Here is a 20,136-nt window from a genome sequence, read left to right on the forward strand (position 1 = left end):
CCGAGCTCTGCCAGAATTCCCGGGTGGAGTTCGGCGTGCTGGGTCCGGTGGTGGTCTGGGACGACGGGCACCCGATCGCCATCGGCAGCGGCAGGCAGCGGTTCGTGCTCGCCACGCTGCTGCTCAACGCGGGCCGCCTCACCAGCACCGACCGGCTCGTCGACGCGCTGTGGGACGACCCGCCGTCGACCGCCCGGCCCCAGCTGCACAACGTCATCAGCAACATCCGCCGCAGGCTCCGCGCCGCGGGTGACGGGCTGATCGTCACCCGTCCCACCGGTTACGAGCTGCACCTCGGCGAGCACGGGCTGGACCTCGTCCGGTTCCGCGAGCTGGTCGTGCAGGGCAGGCAGGCGGGTTCCGGCGGCGACCACGGCCGCGCGGCAGGCCTGTTCGCCGACGCGCTCGCGCTGTGGCGCGGGCCCGCGCTCGCCGACGTGTCCGACGACCTCGCCGCCACCACCAGGGCGCTGCTCGGCGAGGAACGGGTGAGCGCCGCGGAGGCGCGGCTGGAGGCGCAGGTCGCGCTCGGCCGCTACGACGACGTGCTCATCGAGCTGGAGCCGGTGCTCGCCGACCACCCGTACCGGGAACGGCTGCACGAGATCCGCATGGCCGCGCTCGCCGCGTCCGGCCGCCGCGCCGACGCGCTCGCCGCGTACCGCAAGCTCTACCGGCTGTTCTCCGACGACCTCGGGGTCGAGCCGGGCCCCGCGCTCCGCGACCTCGAACAACGGATCCTGCGCGGCGAGCAGCCCGCCCCGGTCGCGGCGCCCCCGCCGGTGACCGTGCCGAGGCAGCTGCCCGCCAGCTCCCCCATCCTCACCGGCCGCGACGAGCTGATCGAGGAGATCGCCGCCGACCTGGCCCGCGCCGACCAGGCGGGGCAGGTCCGCGTGCTCGTCGGGCCGGGCGGGGTCGGCAAGACGTCCCTGGCGCTGGCCGCGGCGCGGCGGGCGGGCCACGCGTTCCCCGACGGGCAGCTCTACGCCGACCTGCGTGGCGCGCAGCGGGCGCCCGCCGACCCGCACGTGGTCATCGGCCGGTTCCTGCGCACGCTCGGGGTGCGCGGCGCGCAGGTGCCCGACGACCGGGACGAGCGGATCGCGCTGTACCGCAGCCACCTCGCGGGCAGGCGCGTCCTCGTCGTGCTGGACGACGCGGCCGGCGAGGAGCAGGTCCGCCCGCTGCTGCCCGGCACGCCCGGCAGCCAGACGCTGGTCACGTCGCGACGGCGGCTCGACGCGCTGCTCGGCGCCACGCGGTGGTCGGTGCCCGTCCTGTCCCCCGAGGACGCGGTCGCGCTGCTGGCCGCGGTGATCGGCGAGCAGCGGGTCGGCGGCGCGCCCGCGGCCGCGGAGGCGGTGGTCGAGCTGTGCGGGCGGCTGCCGCTCGCGGTGTGCGTGGCCGCGGCCCGGCTCGCCGTCCATCCCGAGTGGACACTCGAGGAGTTCCGCGGCAGGCTCGCGGACCAGGTCGGCCGCCTCGACGAGCTGTCCGTCGGCGACCTCGACGTGCGCGCCAGCATCGAGCTGAGCTACCAGGCGCTCGACGAGCCCCTGCGGCTGCTGCTGCGCAGGCTCGGGCTGCTGCTCACCCCCGACTGGCCGACGTGGGTGGCGCAGGAGCTGACCGGTGAACCGTCGACCGCGCGCGTGGAGCGGATGCTGGAGCGGCTGGTCGAGACGCACCTCATCGAGCCGCTCGGCCGTGACGCCGTCGGCCAGTACCGCTACCGGCTGCACGACCTGATCCACGCGTTCGCGGCGGAACGCGCCGAGGCGGAGGACCCGGCCGACGAGCGGGCGGAGGCCGTCGGGAAGGTCCTGTCGTCGTGGCTCGCGCTCGCCACCGAGGCCGACCAGCGCGCCGACCACCACACCATCTACTCCAGCGGGCTGGAGGCCGTCGCCGCGCCGCAGGTCGCGGTACGGGCGACCCGCGACCGGCCGAGGGCGTGGCTGGAGGTCGAACGCGCGAACCTGACGAGCGCGCTGGAGCAGGCCAGCGCGCAGGGGCACGCCGAGCTGGCGGGCCTGCTCGCGCTGCGCATGTCCGGGTTCCTCGCGCTGCGCGCCTACGACGACGAGCGTGAGCACGCGCTCGAGGTGGCGGCGAACGCGCTGCGCACCACCGGCCCCGACGACCTGCTGCTGAAGATCCTGCAGGCGCTGTTCGCGGTGTACGCGCAACGGGCCCGCTGCGGCGAGATGCCGGCGCTGGCGGCCGAGGCGCTGGCGCTCGCGACGAAGCTCGGCGACCACGACCGCACCATGCGCGCGCTGCTGCACGCCGGGGTCGCCGCACGCAGGCTCGGCAGGCTGCGCGAGGCCGCCGAGATGCTCGACGAGGCCATCCGCGAGTGCGACCCGGACGCGCCCGGATCCGCGCTGCCGTCGCTGCTGATCAACCGCGCCGAGGTGCACCGCGACCTCGGCGCGCCCGCCCGCGCGCTGCCGCTGGTCGAGGAGGCCCTCGCGATCCGCCGCGTGCAGGGCAACCGCCGCCTGCAGGCGATGAACCTGATCATCTACGCGTACGCGCTCATCGACTCCGACCGCCTCGACGACGCCGAGGCCGCGCTCACCGAGGCGGGCCGCCTGACCGAGGCGATCGACGACGAGCTGCACGCGGCGTACGTCGAGCAGACCCTCGCCGACGTGGACGTCCGCCGCGGCCGGTTCGCGGCGGCCCGGCGCAGGCTCGACCGCGCGCTGCCGGTGTTCACCGCACTCGGCAACGCCGACGGGTCGGCCGAGGCACACCGCACGCTCGGCGAGCTGGCCATGGCCAGTGGCTCCCCGGACGCGGCGGTCGAACCACTGCGGGCGGCGCTCGAGACGTGGCACCAGCTCCGTGCCCCGCTGGAGGAGGCACGGCTGCTGGCCCGCCTGGCCCGCGCACAGGAGGCGGCCGGGGACGCTGCCGCCGCGCGCGTCTCGGAGGCGGGGTGGTCGTCCATCCTGGCCGACCTCGGCCTGCCTCGGGTGTGCCTGCGCCTCCGGTAGGAGCCCCCGCCCTGGCGCTGCCCAGCGCGGCCGTCCGGCCCGGGGCTACGCGCTCGGCTGATAGCGGGTGACCGGCTGCGTGGCCCGGATCAGGGCTCGCAGCCGGGTCAGGTCGCCGTCCAGTGCGCCGAGGGTCCTGGCCTGCACGAGCACGTTCCCGATCGCGGTCGCCTCGACCGGGCCCGCCACCACCGGCAGACCGCACGCGTCCGCGGTCAGCTGGCACAGCAGCGCGTTCCGCGCCCCGCCGCCCACGATGTGCACGACGTCGACCGCCGTGCCGGACAGCCGCTGCGCGTCCTCGACGGCCCGGCGGTGCGCGTCGGCGAGACTGTCCACAATGCACCGGACGATGGCCGCGCGGTCTCCTGGCACGGGGCCGCCCGCCCGCTCGCACGCGGCGACGATGCGGGCCGGCATGTCGCCGGGCGGCAGGAACACCGGGTCGTCCGGGTCGATCACCGCGCCCTTCGGCAGCTTCGCCGCCCCGGCGAGGAGCGACGCGACGTCCGCACCCCACTCGCGGACGCACTCCTGCAGCAGCCACAGGCCCATCACGTTGCGCAGGTAGCGGACCGTGCCGTCGACACCGAGTTCGTTGGTGAAGTTGGCCGCCCTGCTCGCTTCCGTGAGCACGGGGGCGCCGAGTTCCACCCCGACGAGCGACCAGGTGCCGCACGAGATGTACGCGAACCGCTCGTGCGCCGCCGGCACCCCGACGACCGCGGACGCCGTGTCGTGCGAACCGACCGCGATGACCGGGGTGCCGTCCGTCTCCCCGATCACCGTGCCGGGTTCCCGCAGTTCCGGGAACAGCGCCGCGTCGATGTCCGCCTTCGCCATCAGGTCCGTCGCCCAGGCGCGCTTCGTCACGTCGAGGAGCTGCGTGGTGGACGCGTTCGTGACCTCCGCGCCCTGTTCGCTGGTCAGCCAGTACCCGATCAGGTCCGGGATCAGCAGCAACCGGTGCGCGAGGCGCAGCCGCGGCTCGGCGGCCAGCTGGTGGATGGTGTTGAACGGCAGGAACTGCAGGCCGGTCGTGGCGTACAGCTCCCGCGCGCCGAGGCGTTCGAGGTTGTCCTTCGCCCCGGCGGTGCGCTCGTCGCGGTAGTGCACGGGGTTGCCGAGCAGCGCACCGTCGGCGTCGAGGAGCCCGTAGTCGACCGCCCACGAGTCGATGCCGATGCCGTCGACCGGCCCCGCCGCCCGCAGCCCGTCGAGAACTCCCTGGTAGAGCGCCAGGATGTCCCAGTGCAGGGTGCCGGCCGTCCGCACGGGACGGTTGGGGAACCGGTGGCACTCCCGCAGTTCCAGGGTGTCCGCGCCGACCTCGCCGACGATCACCCGCCCGCTCGCGGCGCCGAGGTCCGCGGCCGCGACCCGCTGTGTCGGCGTCACCGGAGGAAGGCCGCTGCCACCCCGGCGTCCACCGGCACGTGCAGCCCCGTGGTGAGCGACAGGTCCCCGGCGCACAACGCGACGACCGCGGCCGCCACGTGCTCCGGCAGCACCTCGCGCTTCAGCAGCGTGCGCTTGGCGTAGAAGGCACCCAGTTCCTCCTCCGGCACCCCGTACACGGCCGCCCGCTGGGCACCCCAGCCACCGGCGAAGATTCCCGACCCGCGGACCACGCCGTCGGGGTTGATGCCGTTGACGCGGATGCCGTGCTCCCCCAGTTCGGCGGCGAGCAACCGGACCTGGTGCGCCTGGTCGGCCTTCGCCGCGCCGTACGCCACGTTGTTGGGGCCCGCGAACACGGAGTTCTTGCTGGAGATGTAGACGATGTCGCCGCCGATGCCCTGCTCCACCATGATCCGCGCGGCCTCGCGGGAGACGAGGAAGGAACCCTTCGCCATCACGTCGTGCTGGCGGTCCCAGTCGGCCTCCGTGGTTTCCAGCAACGGCTTCGAGATCGACAGGCCCGCGTTGTTGACCACGAGGTCGACCCCGCCGAATGCCAATACAGCGGTACGGAAAGCCTCGGCGACGGCGTTCTCGTCGGTCACGTCGACGGTCACCGCGACGGCCGTCTCGCCGATCTCCTCCGCGACCTGTTTCGCGGAGTCGGGGTCACGGTCGGCGACGACCACGCACGCGCCCTCGGCGGCGAGCCGCAGCGCGGTGGCGCGGCCGATGCCCGAGCCGCCGCCGGTCACGAACGCGACGCGGGTGGCGAGAGGTTTGGGCTTGGGGCGCCGCTGGAGCTTCGCCTCCTCGAGCGCCCAGTACTCGATGCGGAACTTCTCGCGTTCCTCGATCGGCTCGTAGCGCGACACCGACTCGGCGCCACGCATGACGTTGATGGCGTTGACGTAGAACTCGCCGGCGACGCGCGCGGTCTGCTTGTCGGCGCCGAAGCTGAACATGCCGACGCCCGGCACGAGCACGATCGCCGGGTCGGCGCCGCGCATGGGCGGGCTGCCGGCGTCGGCGTGGCGCTCGTAGTAGGCGCGGTAGTCGGCCCGGTAGGCCTCGTGGAGTTCCTTGAGGCGGGCGAGCAGCTGGTCCAGCGGCGTGGTCGGCGGCACGTCGAGGACGAGCGGGCGGACCTTGGTGCGCAGGAAGTGGTCGGGGCAGCTGGTGCCCTTGGCGGCCAGCTCGCCGAGCCGTTCGCGGGACAGGAAGTCCAGCACGCCCGCGGTGTCGGTGAAGTGCCCGACCTGCGGGTGATCGGTGGACGCGAGACCGCGGACCGCGGGGGCGATGCGGGCGGCGAGCACCGCTCGGTCGGCGGGGGCGAGCGGCTCGACGACGACGGCGCCGAACGGGTCGGGCCTGCCGTGCTCGTCGAGGTAGCGCTGCGCGGTGGCGATGATCTCCAGCGAGTTGGCCTCGCACTCGTCGCTCGTGGCGCCCCACGCGGTGATGCCGTGCCCGCCGAGGATCACACCGATGGCCCGCGGGTTCTCCCGTTGCACCGCCGCGATGTCCAGTCCCAGCTGGAACCCCGGCCGCCGCCACGGCACCCAGACGACCCGGTCGCCGAAGCAGCGGCGGGTCAGCTCCGGCCCGTCCACGGCGGTCGCGAACGCGATGCCTGCGTCCGGGTGCAGGTGGTCGACGTGCGCCTGCTCGACGAGCCCGTGCATGGCGGTGTCGATGGACGGCGCCGCGCCACCCCTGCCGTGCAGGCAGTAGTCGAACGCGGCGACCATCTCGTCCTCGCGCTCGACCCCGGGGTACCCGCCGGTCAGCGCGCGCAGCCGGTCGAGCCGCAGCACGGCGAGCCCGTCCGCGGTCAGCGTGCCGAGGTCGCCGCCGGACCCCTTGACGTACAGGAGGTCGACGTCGGTGCCCGTGACCGGGTCGGTGGCGGTGGTCTTGGCGGACGTGTTGCCGCCCGCGTAGTTGGTGTTGCGGGGGTCGGCTCCGAGCCGGTTGCTCCGCCGCAACAACGCCTCGACCTGGTCCGTCATGCTGCCCTCAGCCGTTGGAGTTAAACGTTTCAATTCGGGCTTCAGCATGGTGGAGCGGCGAAAGGGTGTCAAGGACTCAGCGCTGGATCCGGGTCGACGCCCGCACGACCAGCTCCGGCCGGAACCGGACCTGCTGGTGCTTGTGGGACGCCTCGCCGGACGCCTCCTCCAGCAGCAACCGCGCGGCCGTGCGGCCGAGCAGCTCCCTCGGCTGGCGCACCGACGTGAGCGGCACGGCGGCGGCCTCGGCGAACTCGATGTCGTCGTAGCCGACCACCGCGAGGTCGTCCGGCACCGACAGGCCCTGGCGCACCATGGCCTGCAGCAACCCGAGCGCGAGCAGGTCGTTGGCGCAGAACGCGGCGGTCGGGCGCCGCGAGGCGGGCAGGCCGACGAGCCGCTCCCCCGCGCGCCTGCCCTCGGCCACCGTCAGCGCCTCGGTCTCCATCCGCACCAGCTCGATCGGCCGGTCCGCGGCGAGCGCGGCCTGCTGCGCGCCGTGGTGGCGGTCGCGGACCTGCTGCACGCTCGTCGGCCCGCCGACGAACGCGATCCGCTCGTGCCCGGTCTCCAGCAGGTGCGTCATGGCCAGCTCGCCGCCGAGCACGTCGTCGACCGCGACCGAGCACTGCTGCTCGTCGACCGACTGGCAGTCGACCAGCACGACCGGCATGCCGCGGCCGGGCATCTCCGCGAGCCGCTCGCCGCCCGGGTCGATCGGGGTGATCAGCACGCCCTGCACCCGCTGCTCGCGCAGCCGCTCGAGGTACTCGCGCTCGCGGCTGCCGTCCTGGTTGGAGTTGCACAGGTAGACGACCATGCCCTCGGCGCGGGCCGCCTCCTCCACGCCGCGCGCGACGTCGTTGAAGAACGGGTTCGCCGCGTCCATGACCACGTACGCGATGGTCCTGCTCTGCCCGGCACGCAGCTGGCGGGCGGTCTCGTTGCGGACGAAGCCCAGCTCGACGATCGCGGCCTGCACCCGCAGCCGGGTCGCCTCGCTGACCAGGTGCGGGCGGTTCAGCACGTTGGACACGGTGCCGATGGACACGCCGGCGACCGCGGCGACGTCCTTCATCCCGGGGGTGCTGTCGGTCATTCCGCCGCCCGCTTCAGCAGCAGGGCCCGCTCCCGCTCGTTGCGGGTCAGGTCGGCGGCCCGTTCGAACTCCGCGCGCGCCTCCTCGGTCCGGCCGAGCTTGGCGAGCAGGTCACCGCGCACGCTCGGCAGCAGGTGGTACTTCTTCAGCGACGGCTCGTCGAGGAGTTCGTCGACGATCTCGAGCCCGGCCCGCGGGCCGAACGCCATCGACACCGCGACCCCCCGGTTCAGCTCGATGACCGGCGACGGCACGAGCTGCACGAGCCGGGCGTACAGCGCCGCGATCCGCACCCAGTCGGTGTCCTCGGGTGTGCGCGCCCGTGCGTGGCAGGCGGCGATCTCCGCCTGGAGGACGTAGGGGCCCATCGGCTGCTCGAGACGGGCCGCCCGCGCCAGCGCCGCGAGACCCCGCCGGATCAGCAGCTGGTCCCACTTCCCGCGGTCCTGGTCGTAGAGCAATACAGGTGTACCGTCCGGCGCGGTCCTGGCCCGGGACCGGGACGCCTGGATCTCCATCAGCGCGATCAGCCCGTGCGCCTCCGGCTCGTCCGGCACCAGCTCGGCGAGGATCCGGCCGAGCCGCATCGCGTCCTCGCACAGCGCGGGGCGCATCCAGTCGTCGCCGCCGGTGGCCGCGTAGCCCTCGTTGAAGACGAGGTAGACGACCTCGAGCACGGACTCCAGCCGCTCCTTCAGCTCGCTCGCCGCAGGCACCTCGAACGGGATCTTCTTCTGGGCGAGGGTCTTCTTGGCCCGCACGATCCGCTGCGCGATCGTGGGCTCTGGGGTGAGGAACGCGCGGGCGATCTCCTCGGTGGTCAGCCCGCCGAGCAGGCGCAGCGTGAGCGCCACCCTGGCCTCGGTGGACAGGACCGGGTGGCAGGAGATGAAGACCAGGCGCAGCAGGTCGTCGGAGATGTTGGAGTGGATCGCGTCGAAGTCGGGCTCCGCGGTCGGCAGCTCGCGCGTCTCCAGGTCGCGGCCGATCTCGGTGACCTTGCGGTCGAGCGTCTCGCGGCGGCGGAACATGTCGATGGCACGGCGCTTGGCGATGGCCATGAGCCAGGCGCCCGGGTTCTCCGGGACGCCCGACTCCGGCCACTGTTCCAGCGCGGCGACCAGCGCGTCCTGCGCGAGCTCCTCGGCGAGACCGACGTCGTGCACCATCCTGGTCAGCCCGGCGATGAGCCGGGCCGACTCGATGCGCCATACGGCGTCTATCGCGCGGTGGGTCTCCAGCGTCGGCATGCGCCTATCAAAGCAGCTACTCCCGCGCCTCCGCCGTCGCGGACGCGGTGAAGTCGCCGGGTTCGAAGACCTGGCGGATCTCGATGTGCGACTCGGCCCCCTCGGTGCACGGGACCCGCTTCACCCACTCGACCGCCTCCTCCTTGGATTTGACGTCGAGCAGCCAGAACCCGGCGACCAGCTCCTTGGCCTCGGTGAACGGGCCGTCGATGACGGTCGGCTCGCCGCCGGTGAACTTCACCCGCGCGCCGTTCGCCGACGGGAGCAGGCCCTCACCGGCGAGCAGCACGCCCGCCTTGATCAGCTCGTCGTTGTAGCGGCCCATCTCCGCCAGCGCCTCCGCCGACGGGCTGGCGTCCTCCTCCGACGCCCCGTCGGTCTTGACCAACACCATGAAACGCATCTCGTCACTCCTTCGCAGTGCTGTCGGTCAGTTCGCGGAGGCGCACGGTGTGCTCGCGGTTCTCGTCCGTCATCGCGTCGCCGAAGTCGTCGACCTCGGCGATCTGGCGGATCTCGATCTCGGCGTTGCCGTGGCCGTCCTCGACCGGCCACTTCTTCACCCATTCGATGGCGTCCGCGAGCGAGTCGACCTCGATCATCGTGAACCCCGCGATGAGCTCCTTCGCCTCGGTGAAGGGACCGTCGACGACCGTGGTCCTGCCGGTGCCCGAGAAGTGCACCCGGGCCCCCTTGGCCGAGGCCATCAGCCCGGCGCCAGTTACCATGACGCCCGCCCTGACCAGTTCTTCGTTGTAGCGGCCCATGGCTTCGACGAGCTCGGGGCTCGGCAGCACGCCTGCCTCGGTTTCCTCGTCGGCTTTGCGGATGAGCATGAAACGCATCCCTGCAGTCCTTCCGTTCCTCGCTGGTCGAGCTCGTGCCGGGGCCGGCCGCCGACTACGCGTCGAACGACGGCGCCGGGATTCGACATCTCATCCGGCTCCCGTCGCCCGCGCCACCCGGCCCGCCATCCTCCCCAGGTAGTCGATCAGTTCCGGTGGTTCCTCGACGGTGAACTCGCAGCCCGCGGTGGCGAACCGGAACGCGAGCCATTCGAGGGTGTCCGCACCCGCGCGGACGCGGCTGCGGTGGTCGTCGACCGGTTCGACCGCACCGAGGTGCGGCGGCACCCGGTCGGCGGGCAGGTCGACGACGACCACGGCCTCGTAGGTGGGCGCGAGGGAGTAGAGCCTACTGGTGGTGAACGCCGCCGGGTCGCCTTCCGGCAGTTCCCGCGGCCGGTACCGGGCACCGGTCGCCTGGGCGTTGGCAATACGGTCGACCCGGAACAGCCGCCAGTCGTCGCGGTCGAGGTCGAACGCCGCGAGGTACCACCGCCTGCCCGCCGCGACGAGGCGGTACGGCTCGACGTGCCGCCTGGTCTCCGCGTCCGCGCCGTCCCGGTACACGAACCGCAGGCGCTCGGTGTTGGTGATCGCGCCCGCAAGGCCGGTCAGCTGACCTGGATCCACGGTGTCCTGCACACCGGTGACGAGCGGGACGGTCGCCGAGGAGAGCGCGCCGACGCGGTACCGCAGCCGCGACGGCAGGACCCGTTCGAGCTTGGTGAGCGCGCGGACCGCCGCCTCCTCGATGCCCTGGACGGCCTGGCCCGCGGCGGCGCGCAGCCCGACCGCCATGGCGACGGCCTCGTCGTCGTCGAGCAGGAGCGGCGGGATCGCGGAGCCCGCCACGAGGCGGTAGCCGCCCTCGGCGCCCATCGTCGCCTCGACCGGGTAACCGAGGTCGCGGAGCCGCTCCACGTCGCGCCGGACCGTCCTCGGGCTGACCTCCAGCCTGCGGGCCAGCTCGCTGCCCGGCCACTCCCTCGGGGTCTGGAGCAGGGACAGCAACGCGAGGAGACGGGCGGCGCTCATGCCGCGAGCATATGGGACCAATCCTGACCTAGTTCGTCGTTAGCGTGGTGGCATGACGGAGATGACCTGGGCGCAGGTGTGCGCACGACGACTCGGCCGGCACGGCCTCTCGGCACCCCTGGCCGGTGGCCCGGCGGACGTCGTGTCGGCGGTGGCGGGCACGCACGGGCAGGTGCTGTCGGCGGCGGAGCTGTCGATCGCGCTGCGGCTGCCGGACGCGACCCGCGCGACCGTCCAGTCCGCCCTGTGGGAGACCCGTGAGCTGGTGAAGACGTTCGGTCCGCGCGGCACCGTGCACCTGCTGCCCGCCGCCGAACTGCCCGCGTGGACCGCGGCGCTGACGGCGGTACCGGTGCGGTCACCCGCGGCGTCGGATCCCATACACATGACCTGCGAACAGACCGAGCAGGTGCTCGCCGCCGTCGAGGACGCGGTCCGCGCCGCGGAGCTGACGATCGACGAGCTGTCGGACGCGGTGGTCGCCGCGACCGGGTCGTGGGCGGGTGACCCGGTGATGGAGGCGTTCCAGGGGAAGTGGCCGCGGTGGCGGCAGGCGCTGCCGCTCGCCGGGATGCGCGGCCTCGTCTGCTTCGGCCCCAACCGCGGCAGGACGGTCACCTACACCGCACCGCCGCCCGGGGGCCGCCCACCCGCCGACCCGGTCACGTGGCTGCTGGGCCGCTACCTGCACGCGTTCGGCCCGTCGACCCCCGCGCGGTTCGCGAACTGGCTGAACGTCCCCGACGCGTGGGCCCGCCAGGTTTTCCAGTCAGCTGACTTGTCACCGGTGGTGGTCGACGGCGAGGAGGCGTGGGTCTCGGCGGGCGACACCGCGGTGCCCGAGGAGCCGCCGAGCGGCCTGCGGCTCCTCCCCTACTTCGACACCTACGCCTACGCCGTCGGCAACGACCGCGCCCGCCTCAACCCCGGCGTCGCGGCCACCCGCGCCAAGGGCAACTTCCAGGTGCTGCTCGCCGACGGGGTGGTCGGCGGCCTGTGGCACCAGAAGCGGTCGGGCAGGCGCGTGGTGCTGACCGTGGAGCCGTTCGTCCGCATGACGCGGGCCCGGCGCGCGGAACTCGACGAGCAGGCCGAGCGGGTCGGCACGATCCTCGGCGCCACGCCGGACCTCACGATCGGCGAGGTCACGGTGGGTGGACACGCCTAGCCTGTGGACAACTCCCCGGCGTTGTCGGCCGTCGCCCCTAGAATCGCCGCGTGACCCTCCCGGAGACCGCCACCCAGCCCGCGCTGGACACGCTGCGCCGCGTGTTCGGCTACGACGCGTTCCGGGGGAACCAGCAGGACATCATCGAGCACGTCGTCGCGGGCGGGGACGCGCTCGTGCTGATGCCGACCGGCGGCGGCAAGTCGCTGTGCTACCAGATCCCCGCGCTGGTGCGCTCCGGCACCGGCATCGTGGTGTCGCCGCTGATCGCCCTGATGCAGGACCAGGTCGACGCGCTCAGGGCGCTCGGCGTGCGCGCCGGTTTCCTCAACTCGACGCAGGACTTCGGCCAGCGCCACGAGGTCGAGGAGGCGTTCCTGTCGGGCGACCTCGACCTGCTGTACCTGGCGCCGGAACGGCTGAAGGTCGAGTCCACGCTGCGGCTGCTGGACCGGGGGAAGATCGCCCTGTTCGCCATCGACGAGGCGCACTGTGTCGCGCAGTGGGGCCACGACTTCCGCCCGGACTACCTGGAACTGTCGCGGCTGCACGAGCGGTGGCCCGACGTGCCGAGGATCGCGCTGACCGCGACCGCGACGGCCGCGACCCGCAGGGAGATCGCGCACCGGCTGAACCTCGAGGACGCCCGGCACTTCGTGTCGAGCTTCGACCGGCCCAACATCCAGTACCGGATCGTGGCGAAGAACCGCCCGGAACAGCAGTTGCTGGAACTGCTCACCACCGAGCACAAGGGCGACGCGGGCATCGTCTACTGCCTGTCGCGGGCGTCGACGGAACGCACCGCGCAGTTCCTGAGCAGCAACGGGATCGAGGCGCTGCCGTACCACGCCGGCCTCGACGCGGGCACCCGCGCCCGCAACCAGGCGCGGTTCCTGCGCGAGGACGGCCTCGTGGTGGTCGCGACGATCGCGTTCGGCATGGGCATCGACAAGCCGGACGTGCGGTTCGTCGCGCACCTCGACCTGCCGAAGTCGGTGGAGGGCTACTACCAGGAGACCGGGCGTGCCGGTCGCGACGGCCTGCCGTCGACGGCGTGGCTCGCCTACGGGCTGCAGGACGTGGTGCAGCAGCGCAAGATGATCCAGACGTCGGAGGGCGACGACGCGCACCGCCGCCGCCTCGGCATCCACCTCGACGCGATGCTGGCGCTGTGTGAGACGGTCGAGTGCCGCCGGGTGCAGCTGCTCAACTACTTCGGTCAGGAAGCTCAGCCGTGCGGCAACTGCGACACGTGCCTGAGCCCGCCGGAGGCGTGGGACGGCACGATCCCGGCGCAGAAGGTGCTGTCCGCGGTGTACCGGCTGGACCGCGAACGCCGCCAGAAGTTCGGCGTCGGCCACATCGTGGACATCCTGCTCGGCAAGCAGACGGCGAAGGTCCAGCAGTTCGGCCACGACTCGCTGTCCGTGTTCGGGGTCGGCACCGACCTCGCCGAGCCGGTGTGGCGCGGTGTCATCCGCCAGCTGCTGGCCCAGGGACTGCTGACCGTGGAGGGCGACCACGGCACGCTGGTGCTCACGGAGGCGAGCGGCGAGGTGCTGGCCCGCAGGCGCGAGGTCCGGCTGCGCCAGGAACCCAAGCGGGCGGCAGCCCCCAGGACCACCAAGGCCAAGGCACCGCAACAGGAACTGTCGCCGGAGACCCAGCCGGTCTTCGAGAAGCTCCGCGCCTGGCGCGCGGCGACGGCGAAGGAACAGGGCGTCCCCGCCTACGTCATCTTCCACGACGCCACGCTGCGGCAGATCGCCACGGAAGGCCCGGCCACGCTGGCGGAACTGGGCCGCATCAGCGGCGTCGGCGAGAACAAGCTCGCGAAGTTCGGCCAGCAGGTGCTGGACACCCTCGCCGGATGACCACGGTGACCCGGTGGGCGGGTGAGCCGGAGCTGGCCGCTCTGCTCACCGCGTACCACCTCGCGACGGAAGCGGAGAAGGGCGCACCGGTCGCCACCGCGGCCGAGCTGCCGGACCGCTACCGCGCGGAGGTCGACGACCCGCAGACCGCGTTCGCGGACGACGTCGTGCTGGTGGCGCCGGTCGCCGGCGCGCTCGCGGGCTGCGCCGTGCTCACCCGGCGCGACGACGAGGTCGAGCTGAAGCGCCTGTGGGTCGGCCCGGCGCACCGCGGCCGTGGCATCGCCAGGGCGCTCGTGCTCGCGGCCGTCGCCGAGGCGGGTGGCCGCCCGGTCCGCCTGTCGGTGTGGCGGTGGCGCACCGCCGCGCTGGCGCTGTACGCGCGGCTCGGGTTCGCCGAGGTCGAGCCGTGGGACCCCCGCCCAGGGCTGGTCTGCCTGCGGCGCCCGGCCTGAACGGCCGCTTTACCTGTCCTGCGTAGAGTCGCCGGAACGACAGGTGAGAGGGGCTGATGTGCTCGCGTACATCATCGGCGTGGTGCTCTTCGCGTTGTGCGTGGGCGTTTCGCTGGCCTTGCACGAGGCCGGGCACCTGCTGACCGCGAAGGCGTTCGGCATGAAGGTGCGCCGCTACTTCGTCGGCATGGGTCCCCGCATCTGGTCGTTCCGCCGTGGTGAGACCGAGTACGGGCTCAAGGCCATCCCCGTCGGCGGGTTCTGCGAGATCGCGGGCATGACCGCGCTCGACGAGGTCGACCCCGAGGACGAGCCGCGCGCCATGTGGCGGCAGAAGACGTGGCAGCGGACGGTCGTGATGGCGACCGGCCCGTTCACGCACTTCCTGCTCGGCTTCGTCGTGCTGTACGTCATGGCGGTGACGTTCGGGCTGCCGAACCTCGCCGAGAAGCCGGTGGTGTCGCAGGTGTCGTCCTGCGTGCACGACGCGACGACCACCGAACAGCTCGCGAACCCGGCGTGCGCCCCGGGCGAGACCGGCCCCGCGCAGGCGGCGGGGCTGCGGCCCGGCGACGAGGTGCTGTCCGTCGGCGGGGTGCCGACACCGACGTGGACCGCGATGGTCGAGGAGATCCAGCGCGCCGACGGGCCGACACCGTTCGTGGTGCAGCGCGGTGACGAGACCGTGCGGCTGACCGTCGACGTGCCCCGCGTGGACCGGCCGGTCACGAACACCGACGGCGAGGCGGCCGTGGCACAGGTCGGCGTGGCCGGGGTGATGGCGACCCGGTCGTTCGAGTACGGCGCGTGGTCGGCGGTCGGCGGCACGGCCACGTTCGCCGGTGACATGTTCGCCCAGACCTTCCAGAAGCTGATCGAGTTCCCGCAACGCATCCCGTCGGTCGTGGAAGCGATCTTCGGCGGCGAACGCGACCCGGACACCCCGGTGAGCGTGGTCGGCGCGAGCCGCATCGGCGGCGAGGCGGTCGAGGCCGGGCTGTGGCAGGTGTTCCTGCTGCTGCTGGCGGGCCTGAACTTCTTCATGGGCGTGTTCAACCTGCTGCCACTGCTGCCACTGGACGGCGGGCACATCGCGGTCACGTGGTTCGAGCACGTCCGCAACCGCCTGCGCGACCGGCGCGGCAAGACCGCCGCCGCACCGGTCGACTACACCAGGCTCTCCGGCATCACGATGGTACTGGTGATTATCGGCGGCGCGGTCCTCCTGCTGACCGTCACCGCCGACATCGTGAACCCGATCAGACTCACCCAGTAGGTGTCTCGTCGTTGTACAGATGGGTGACGTAACCGTTGATGAGCCCGGCCGTGCTGTGCGGCGTGGCGAGGTTCCCCCTTGGGGTCCAGGGCGATCGTGCCGCCGGTGGCGCCCAGCGCGGGGATCTTCTCGTTGATCACGGTGGCCGCGGCCCGCTGCACCGGCGCCGGTGCAGGACACGGCGACGGTCCGGTTGTTCGCGTACGTGCCCGCACTCACGACCGGCGAGTCCCCGACCCGGCCGACGAGTTTGTCGGTGAGCCCACCGGTGGAGGTGGCGGCGGTGACCCACGACCGCGATCGACGGCGACGGCCCCGACCGTGCCACCGCTGTCCACGGTCGCGTTCTCCTTGGCGTCGATCAACGCGTCCCACCGCCGCTGGGTGAAGAAGTAGTCCTGGGTCGTGTAGGGCACGCCGGGACCGCTCATCACCATGCGCGCCAACGAGGTCGGGTTCTTCGTGTTGTGCACGGCCGCGACCGCGCCGCCCTCAGAAGATCTTGTGCCACGTGTCCTTGATCCACTTGTCCGACGACTTCTCGAAGTCGCTGCCCTTGACGTTCTTGTCCCACCACGTGTCGTAGAGAGCGCCGGCGCCGAGGCCGACGACCATGCCGCCGACGCCGCCTGCGATGGCGCCGGGGACGTTGCCGAAGGTGCCGCCGACCGCGCCGCCGATGATGGCGCCGCCGCCCATCCCGGCCGCGGTGCTCACCACGGCCGAGGTGATCGCCTTGGTGGGCGGCTTGCCGTGTTCGAGGTCCCACCACAGCACGCCCGCGCTGATGGCCGCGCCGACGACCGGCACGACCCGGCCCGCCCGGATGGCCTTGCCCCCCGCGTTCCGCACCTGGTGGGCGAGCCCCTGCTTGACGCGGATGTCGCGCTGCAGGTCGCCGCCGTGGCCGCGGTATGTGCTGCCGTTGGTCGGGTGCGACCGCGCGTACTTCTCGGCCATGTTCATGAGGCTCTGCTGCCTGCCGAGGTACTTCTGCGCCCGCTTGCCCATGACGTAACCGATGTAGCTGTCGTTGGCGAGCGCGGCGGCGTTGAACGGGGCCTTGCCGATCAGGTCGTCGAGGAAGTTGCGGACGGTCATCTCCTTGGCGGACATGTCGTTCCTGATCTTGTCGATGTCGGCCTTGGCCTTATTGTAGGCGGCGACCTGCCTGCCGTGCGCGGCGGCCGCGGTGTTGTAGTCCTGCACCTGTTGCTGCGTGGCGCCCGCCTGCGGCTTGGCAGGCGCCGCGCCGGGCTCGACGATGCCGTCGGCGACGACGGTGAGACCGGCCTTCTGCGCGTCGGCGCGGACGGCGTCCATCCGCCGCTTGTGCGACTCGAGGTCCGCCGCCGCCCGCTCGGCCCACTTGAACCCGGTCTTGGCGTCGTCGGCGACCTCGTCCGCCTTCTTGCCGCCGGTGGTCATCCGGCCCCGGAACGCCTCCGCGGCGGGCCCCGTCCAGTCGGCCTCGGTGTTGGTGCGGGCGCGGAAGGCCTGGGTGACGGCGGTGTGCACCTCGTCGGCGAGCGTGTCCCGGAGCCAGTCCGCGAGCGCGTGGAGGCTGCCCGGGTTCCCCTTGATCTTCGTGTCGAGCATCGTCTCCCCCTAGTCCGGGTACCGGTTCTTCTCGCGCTGGTCCTGGGTGACGTAGTCCCTGCTCGTCTTCGCGAGCTCCGCGCCCGCCGCTTCGAGCCCGATGGCCACCTGGTTGGCGTCGACGGCGAGCTTCCCGGCCAGGCGCTGGAACACATCGGTCAGGTTGCCCGCGTCGACCCCTTCGGGCCCCGCCTTCGCGGTGGAGAGCTCGGTGCCCGCCTTGGTCAGCGCGGAACCCGCCTGCGCCACCGTCTCCGGGTCGATCCGGAAGCCGTCCGGCATGGCTCACACCACCGTCCTGCGACGCGCCTCCGGCATCGCCACGTCGAGCGCGACGACGTCGAACGCCACCTCGGCACGTACCGCCTCGAGCCCCGACGTCGGCATCACCGCCCACGGCTGGTGTTCTCCGCAGCACTCGATCAGCCGGTCGAGCGCCGAGTACGCCAGGATCGCGACGCGCCCGTCCGCGGTGCGCAGCAGATCCGGGACGAACGACTTCTCGTCGGCGATGTCGCACGCGACGTAGACGACCGGTGGTATGAGCAGGTCCGGCTCCATGGCGATCTCCCCTGGTCCACGATTTCCCGTCCGTGCGACCACGCTAGGACGGCACCGCATCCGGTCACGACGGTCGTTCAACCCACAACGGACACGGCTACGCTTTGGTCATGTTGCTGCGCCAGCTGGAGTACCTGAGCGCGCTCGCACGCGAAGGGCACTTCGGGCGGGCGGCGGAGGCGTGCCACGTGTCCCAGCCCGCGTTGTCGGCGGCGATCCGCAAGCTGGAGGCCGAGCTGGACGTCCAGATCGTGCAGCGCGGCCAGCGGTTCGAGGGGTTCACGCCCGAGGGCAAGCAGGTGCTGCTCTGGGCGCACCGCATCCTCGCCGAGCAGGACGCGCTGCGCCACGAGCTCGCCAGCATGCGCGGCGGCCTGTCCGGCGTGCTGCGCATCGGCGCGATCCCGACCGCGCAGACCATCGCGTCCCTGCTGACCACACCGATGTTCGAGGACCACCCGCAGGTGCGGGTGTCGATCGAGTCGCTGTCGTCGCGGGAGATCGTGCACCGGCTCGCGGAGTTCGACCTCGACATCGGCCTGACCTATGTGGACGGTGAACCGCTCGGCACGGTGCGCGTGGTGCCGCTCTACCGCGAGCGCTACCTGCTGCTGACCCCCGCCGACGGGCCGTTCGCCGGGCGGGACTCGGTCGGGTGGGGCGAGCTGGTCGAGACCCCGCTGTGCCTGCTGTCGTCGGTGATGCAGAACCGGCGGATCCTCGACCGCAACTTCGCGGAGGCGGGGGTGGCGGTGACCCCGTCGGTGGAGGCGGACACGGTCTCGGCGATCTACGGGCACGTCGCCACCGGCCGGTGGTCGAGCGTGATCGCGCACGCGTGGCTTCACCTGTTCGGGGTCCCCGAAGGACTGAAGGTGGTGCCGCTCGACCGACCTCACGTCACCAACCAGGTCGGGCTCGTGCTGGCCGACCGCGACCCGGAACCGATGCTGGCCCGCGCGCTGCTCGACGCCACGAGCCGCGTCGACCTCCAGGACAAATTGGACCAACTACTCACCAGGTACGTTCGATAGATGTGAATTATCGGCCCATCAATCAGATTACTTTGACCTTCAATCACTTTCGTCAGTAGGTTTCGCCACGATCGTCCAGACGGCACACGGAGGTGCGTCTTGGCTGCCTTGTCGTTCCTCGACCGCGAACACACCGTGGCGAAGCCCGGCTACAGCAGATGGCTGATCCCGCCCGCTGCGCTGGCGATCCACCTCTGCATCGGGCAGGCCTACGCGACCAGCGTCTACAAGACCGCCCTCGTCAAGCACTTCGACACGAGCCTGACGGCCGTCGGCATCATCTTCTCCATCGCGATCGTGATGCTCGGCGTTTCCGCCGCGGTCATGGGCACGTGGGTGGAGCGGGTCGGCCCGCGCGCCGCGATGTTCACGTCCGCCTGCTTCTGGGCGTCCGGCTTCCTCATCGGCTCGCTCGGCATCGCCACCACGCAGCTGTGGCTGGTGTACGTCGGCTACGGCTTCATCGGCGGCATCGGCCTGGGCATCGGCTACATCTCGCCGGTGTCCACACTGATCAAGTGGTTCCCGGACCGCCCCGGCCTCGCGACCGGCATGGCGATCATGGGCTTCGGCGGTGGCGCGCTCGTCGCGTCCCCGCTGTCGCGGCAGCTGATGTCGTTGTACGACAGCGGTTACCACCCGTCCGACTCGAAGTCGGTGGCCTCCGGCAGCGCGGTGGCGCTGCTGTTCCTGACGCTCGGCATCGTCTACTTCATCGTGATGATGTTCGGCGTCTTCAACGTGCGCGTGCCGGCGCCGGGCTGGCGGCCGGAGGGCTTCGACCCGTCGAAGCTCAAGGCGAAGCCGCTCGTCACCACCTCGCACGTGTCGGCGGCCAACGCGATCAAGACCCCGCAGTTCTGGCTCCTGTGGACGGTCCTGTTCTGCAACGTGACCGCGGGCATCGGCATCCTCGAGCAGGCCAGCCCGATGATCCAGGACTTCTTCCGCGAGGGCGGCACGTCCTCGGTGGCCACGACGGCGGCGACCGCGTTCGTCGGCCTGCTCTCCATCTTCAACATGGCCGGCCGGTTCGCGTGGTCGTCCACATCGGACTTCATCGGCCGCAAGCCGACGTACGTGATGTACCTCGGCGTCGGCATGGTCCTGTACTTCCTGCTCGCCGTGGCCGGGCACAGCGCCACCGCCGTGTTCGTCCTGCTGGCCGGCGTCATCATCTCCTTCTACGGCGGCGGTTTCGCCACCGTCCCGGCGTACCTGCGCGACCTGTTCGGCACCTACCAGGTCGGCGCCATCCACGGCAGGCTGCTGACCGCGTGGTCGGCCGCGGGCATCGCGGGGCCGCTCATCATCAACGGCTTCCTCGACGCGCAGGGCAAACCGGGCGAGCTGGTCTACAGCGACTACCGGCCCGCACTGTTCACCATGATCGGCGTGCTCGCGGTCGGCTTCGTCGCCAACCTGCTGGTCCGCCCGGTGGCGGCGAGGTTCCACGAGGCCGAGCACACCGACGCGTTCGCGGAGGCGGACAAGTGACTCCCCCGGAACCGAAGGG

At 72.1% G+C, this 20,136-nt stretch carries 17 protein-coding genes and 1 pseudogene; 7 read left to right on the forward strand and 11 right to left on the reverse strand.

All coding sequences use genetic code 11. From position 1 onward, the window contains the following. Positions 1–23: 23 nt before the first annotated feature. Positions 24–3,008: an AfsR/SARP family transcriptional regulator gene (locus ACYQ77_RS44100; RefSeq protein WP_459723448.1), complete on the forward strand. Its 2,985-nt coding sequence runs from the start codon at positions 24–26 to the stop codon at positions 3,006–3,008. A gap of 45 nt (positions 3,009–3,053) precedes the next feature. On the opposite strand, the gene ACYQ77_RS44105 is transcribed toward ACYQ77_RS44100, so the two are convergent. From ACYQ77_RS44105 to ACYQ77_RS44135, 7 genes are all read right to left on the reverse strand, one after another. Further along, positions 3,054–4,406 (reverse strand): rhamnulokinase, encoded by a 1,353-nt coding sequence (locus ACYQ77_RS44105; RefSeq protein WP_459723449.1) that lies wholly within the window; start codon positions 4,404–4,406, stop codon positions 3,054–3,056. Continuing rightward, positions 4,403–6,424 (reverse strand): bifunctional aldolase/short-chain dehydrogenase, encoded by a 2,022-nt coding sequence (locus tag ACYQ77_RS44110; protein ID WP_459723450.1) that lies wholly within the window; start codon positions 6,422–6,424, stop codon positions 4,403–4,405. The genes ACYQ77_RS44105 and ACYQ77_RS44110 overlap by 4 nt, the downstream gene beginning before the upstream one ends. A 76-nt stretch (positions 6,425–6,500) precedes the next feature. Continuing rightward, positions 6,501–7,523 carry a LacI family DNA-binding transcriptional regulator gene (locus ACYQ77_RS44115; protein WP_459723451.1) on the reverse strand — a complete coding sequence of 341 codons (1,023 nt, stop codon included), beginning with the start codon at positions 7,521–7,523 and terminating at the stop codon, positions 6,501–6,503. Continuing rightward, complete coding sequence (locus ACYQ77_RS44120; protein WP_459723453.1) at positions 7,520–8,773, reverse strand: RNA polymerase sigma factor; 1,254 nt, start codon at positions 8,771–8,773, stop codon at positions 7,520–7,522. Before ACYQ77_RS44120 ends, ACYQ77_RS44115 begins: the two co-directional genes overlap by 4 nt. A gap of 16 nt (positions 8,774–8,789) precedes the next feature. Then, entirely contained in the window at positions 8,790–9,176 is a 387-nt protein-coding gene (locus ACYQ77_RS44125) for a YciI family protein (RefSeq protein ID WP_459723454.1), read from the reverse strand. A 4-nt stretch (positions 9,177–9,180) separates the two neighbouring features. Further along, positions 9,181–9,618 carry a YciI family protein gene (locus tag ACYQ77_RS44130; protein WP_459723456.1) on the reverse strand — a complete coding sequence of 146 codons (438 nt, stop codon included), beginning with the start codon at positions 9,616–9,618 and terminating at the stop codon, positions 9,181–9,183. A 90-nt stretch (positions 9,619–9,708) separates the two neighbouring features. Continuing rightward, positions 9,709–10,653 carry a helix-turn-helix transcriptional regulator gene (locus tag ACYQ77_RS44135; protein ID WP_459723458.1) on the reverse strand — a complete coding sequence of 315 codons (945 nt, stop codon included), beginning with the start codon at positions 10,651–10,653 and terminating at the stop codon, positions 9,709–9,711. 52 nt (positions 10,654–10,705) lie between these two features. Between ACYQ77_RS44135 and ACYQ77_RS44140 the strand changes: the two genes are divergently transcribed. From ACYQ77_RS44140 to ACYQ77_RS44155, 4 genes are read left to right on the forward strand one after another with little or no spacing between them, the layout of a single operon-like run. Next, positions 10,706–11,821: a winged helix DNA-binding domain-containing protein gene (locus tag ACYQ77_RS44140; protein WP_459723460.1), complete on the forward strand. Its 1,116-nt coding sequence runs from the start codon at positions 10,706–10,708 to the stop codon at positions 11,819–11,821. Between the two features lie 50 nt (positions 11,822–11,871). Then, positions 11,872–13,695, forward strand: a complete 1,824-nt coding sequence (recQ, locus tag ACYQ77_RS44145; RefSeq protein WP_459723462.1) for a DNA helicase RecQ — start codon at positions 11,872–11,874, stop codon at positions 13,693–13,695. Then, positions 13,692–14,150: a GNAT family N-acetyltransferase gene (locus ACYQ77_RS44150; protein ID WP_459723464.1), complete on the forward strand. Its 459-nt coding sequence runs from the start codon at positions 13,692–13,694 to the stop codon at positions 14,148–14,150. Before recQ ends, ACYQ77_RS44150 begins: the two co-directional genes overlap by 4 nt. Before the next feature lie 58 nt (positions 14,151–14,208). Beyond that, positions 14,209–15,426 carry a M50 family metallopeptidase gene (locus ACYQ77_RS44155; protein WP_459723499.1) on the forward strand — a complete coding sequence of 406 codons (1,218 nt, stop codon included), beginning with the start codon at positions 14,209–14,211 and terminating at the stop codon, positions 15,424–15,426. A gap of 219 nt (positions 15,427–15,645) precedes the next feature. Here the strand turns inward: ACYQ77_RS44155 and ACYQ77_RS44160 are convergent. The 4 genes and pseudogenes from ACYQ77_RS44160 to ACYQ77_RS44175 all read right to left on the reverse strand — a co-directional run. Then, positions 15,646–15,801: pseudogene (locus ACYQ77_RS44160) on the reverse strand (isoaspartyl peptidase/L-asparaginase); the annotation flags it as partial. A gap of 117 nt (positions 15,802–15,918) precedes the next feature. After that, positions 15,919–17,025, reverse strand: coding sequence for a hypothetical protein (locus tag ACYQ77_RS44165; RefSeq protein ID WP_459723466.1), 1,107 nt, complete (start codon positions 17,023–17,025; stop codon positions 15,919–15,921). A 9-nt stretch (positions 17,026–17,034) separates the two neighbouring features. Beyond that, a complete protein-coding gene (locus ACYQ77_RS44170; protein WP_459723467.1) occupies positions 17,035–17,307 on the reverse strand; it encodes a hypothetical protein in 273 nt (90 codons plus the stop codon). A gap of 3 nt (positions 17,308–17,310) precedes the next feature. Continuing rightward, positions 17,311–17,586 (reverse strand): SAV_915 family protein, encoded by a 276-nt coding sequence (locus ACYQ77_RS44175; RefSeq protein WP_459723469.1) that lies wholly within the window; start codon positions 17,584–17,586, stop codon positions 17,311–17,313. A 110-nt stretch (positions 17,587–17,696) separates the two neighbouring features. Between ACYQ77_RS44175 and ACYQ77_RS44180 the strand changes: the two genes are divergently transcribed. Further along, a complete protein-coding gene (locus tag ACYQ77_RS44180; protein WP_459723470.1) occupies positions 17,697–18,620 on the forward strand; it encodes a LysR family transcriptional regulator in 924 nt (307 codons plus the stop codon). 99 nt (positions 18,621–18,719) lie between these two features. After that, the gene (locus ACYQ77_RS44185) at positions 18,720–20,117 is read left to right on the forward strand and encodes an OFA family MFS transporter (RefSeq protein ID WP_459723472.1); all 1,398 of its coding nucleotides are present in this window, start codon (positions 18,720–18,722) and stop codon (positions 20,115–20,117) included. Positions 20,118–20,136: the final 19 nt, after the last annotated feature.

It is taken from the genome of Actinophytocola sp. KF-1, from assembly GCF_054661535.1.

What these genes read in the sequence shown, in the direction of transcription:
- ACYQ77_RS44110 (WP_459723450.1), bottom strand. Translation starts at nt 6,424, where the DNA reads ATGACGGACCAGGTCGAGGCGTTGTTGCGGCGGAGCAACCGGCTCGGA.
- ACYQ77_RS44115 (WP_459723451.1), bottom strand. Translation starts at nt 7,523, where the DNA reads ATGACCGACAGCACCCCCGGGATGAAGGACGTCGCCGCGGTCGCCGGC.
- ACYQ77_RS44120 (WP_459723453.1), bottom strand. Translation starts at nt 8,773, where the DNA reads ATGCCGACGCTGGAGACCCACCGCGCGATAGACGCCGTATGGCGCATC.
- ACYQ77_RS44125 (WP_459723454.1), bottom strand. Translation starts at nt 9,176, where the DNA reads ATGCGTTTCATGGTGTTGGTCAAGACCGACGGGGCGTCGGAGGAGGAC.
- ACYQ77_RS44130 (WP_459723456.1), bottom strand. Translation starts at nt 9,618, where the DNA reads ATGCGTTTCATGCTCATCCGCAAAGCCGACGAGGAAACCGAGGCAGGC.
- ACYQ77_RS44135 (WP_459723458.1), bottom strand. Translation starts at nt 10,653, where the DNA reads ATGAGCGCCGCCCGTCTCCTCGCGTTGCTGTCCCTGCTCCAGACCCCG.
- ACYQ77_RS44140 (WP_459723460.1), top strand. Translation starts at nt 10,706, where the DNA reads ATGACGGAGATGACCTGGGCGCAGGTGTGCGCACGACGACTCGGCCGG.
- ACYQ77_RS44150 (WP_459723464.1), top strand. Translation starts at nt 13,692, where the DNA reads ATGACCACGGTGACCCGGTGGGCGGGTGAGCCGGAGCTGGCCGCTCTG.
- ACYQ77_RS44165 (WP_459723466.1), bottom strand. Translation starts at nt 17,025, where the DNA reads ATGCTCGACACGAAGATCAAGGGGAACCCGGGCAGCCTCCACGCGCTC.
- ACYQ77_RS44170 (WP_459723467.1), bottom strand. Translation starts at nt 17,307, where the DNA reads ATGCCGGACGGCTTCCGGATCGACCCGGAGACGGTGGCGCAGGCGGGT.
- ACYQ77_RS44175 (WP_459723469.1), bottom strand. Translation starts at nt 17,586, where the DNA reads ATGGAGCCGGACCTGCTCATACCACCGGTCGTCTACGTCGCGTGCGAC.
- ACYQ77_RS44180 (WP_459723470.1), top strand. Translation starts at nt 17,697, where the DNA reads ATGTTGCTGCGCCAGCTGGAGTACCTGAGCGCGCTCGCACGCGAAGGG.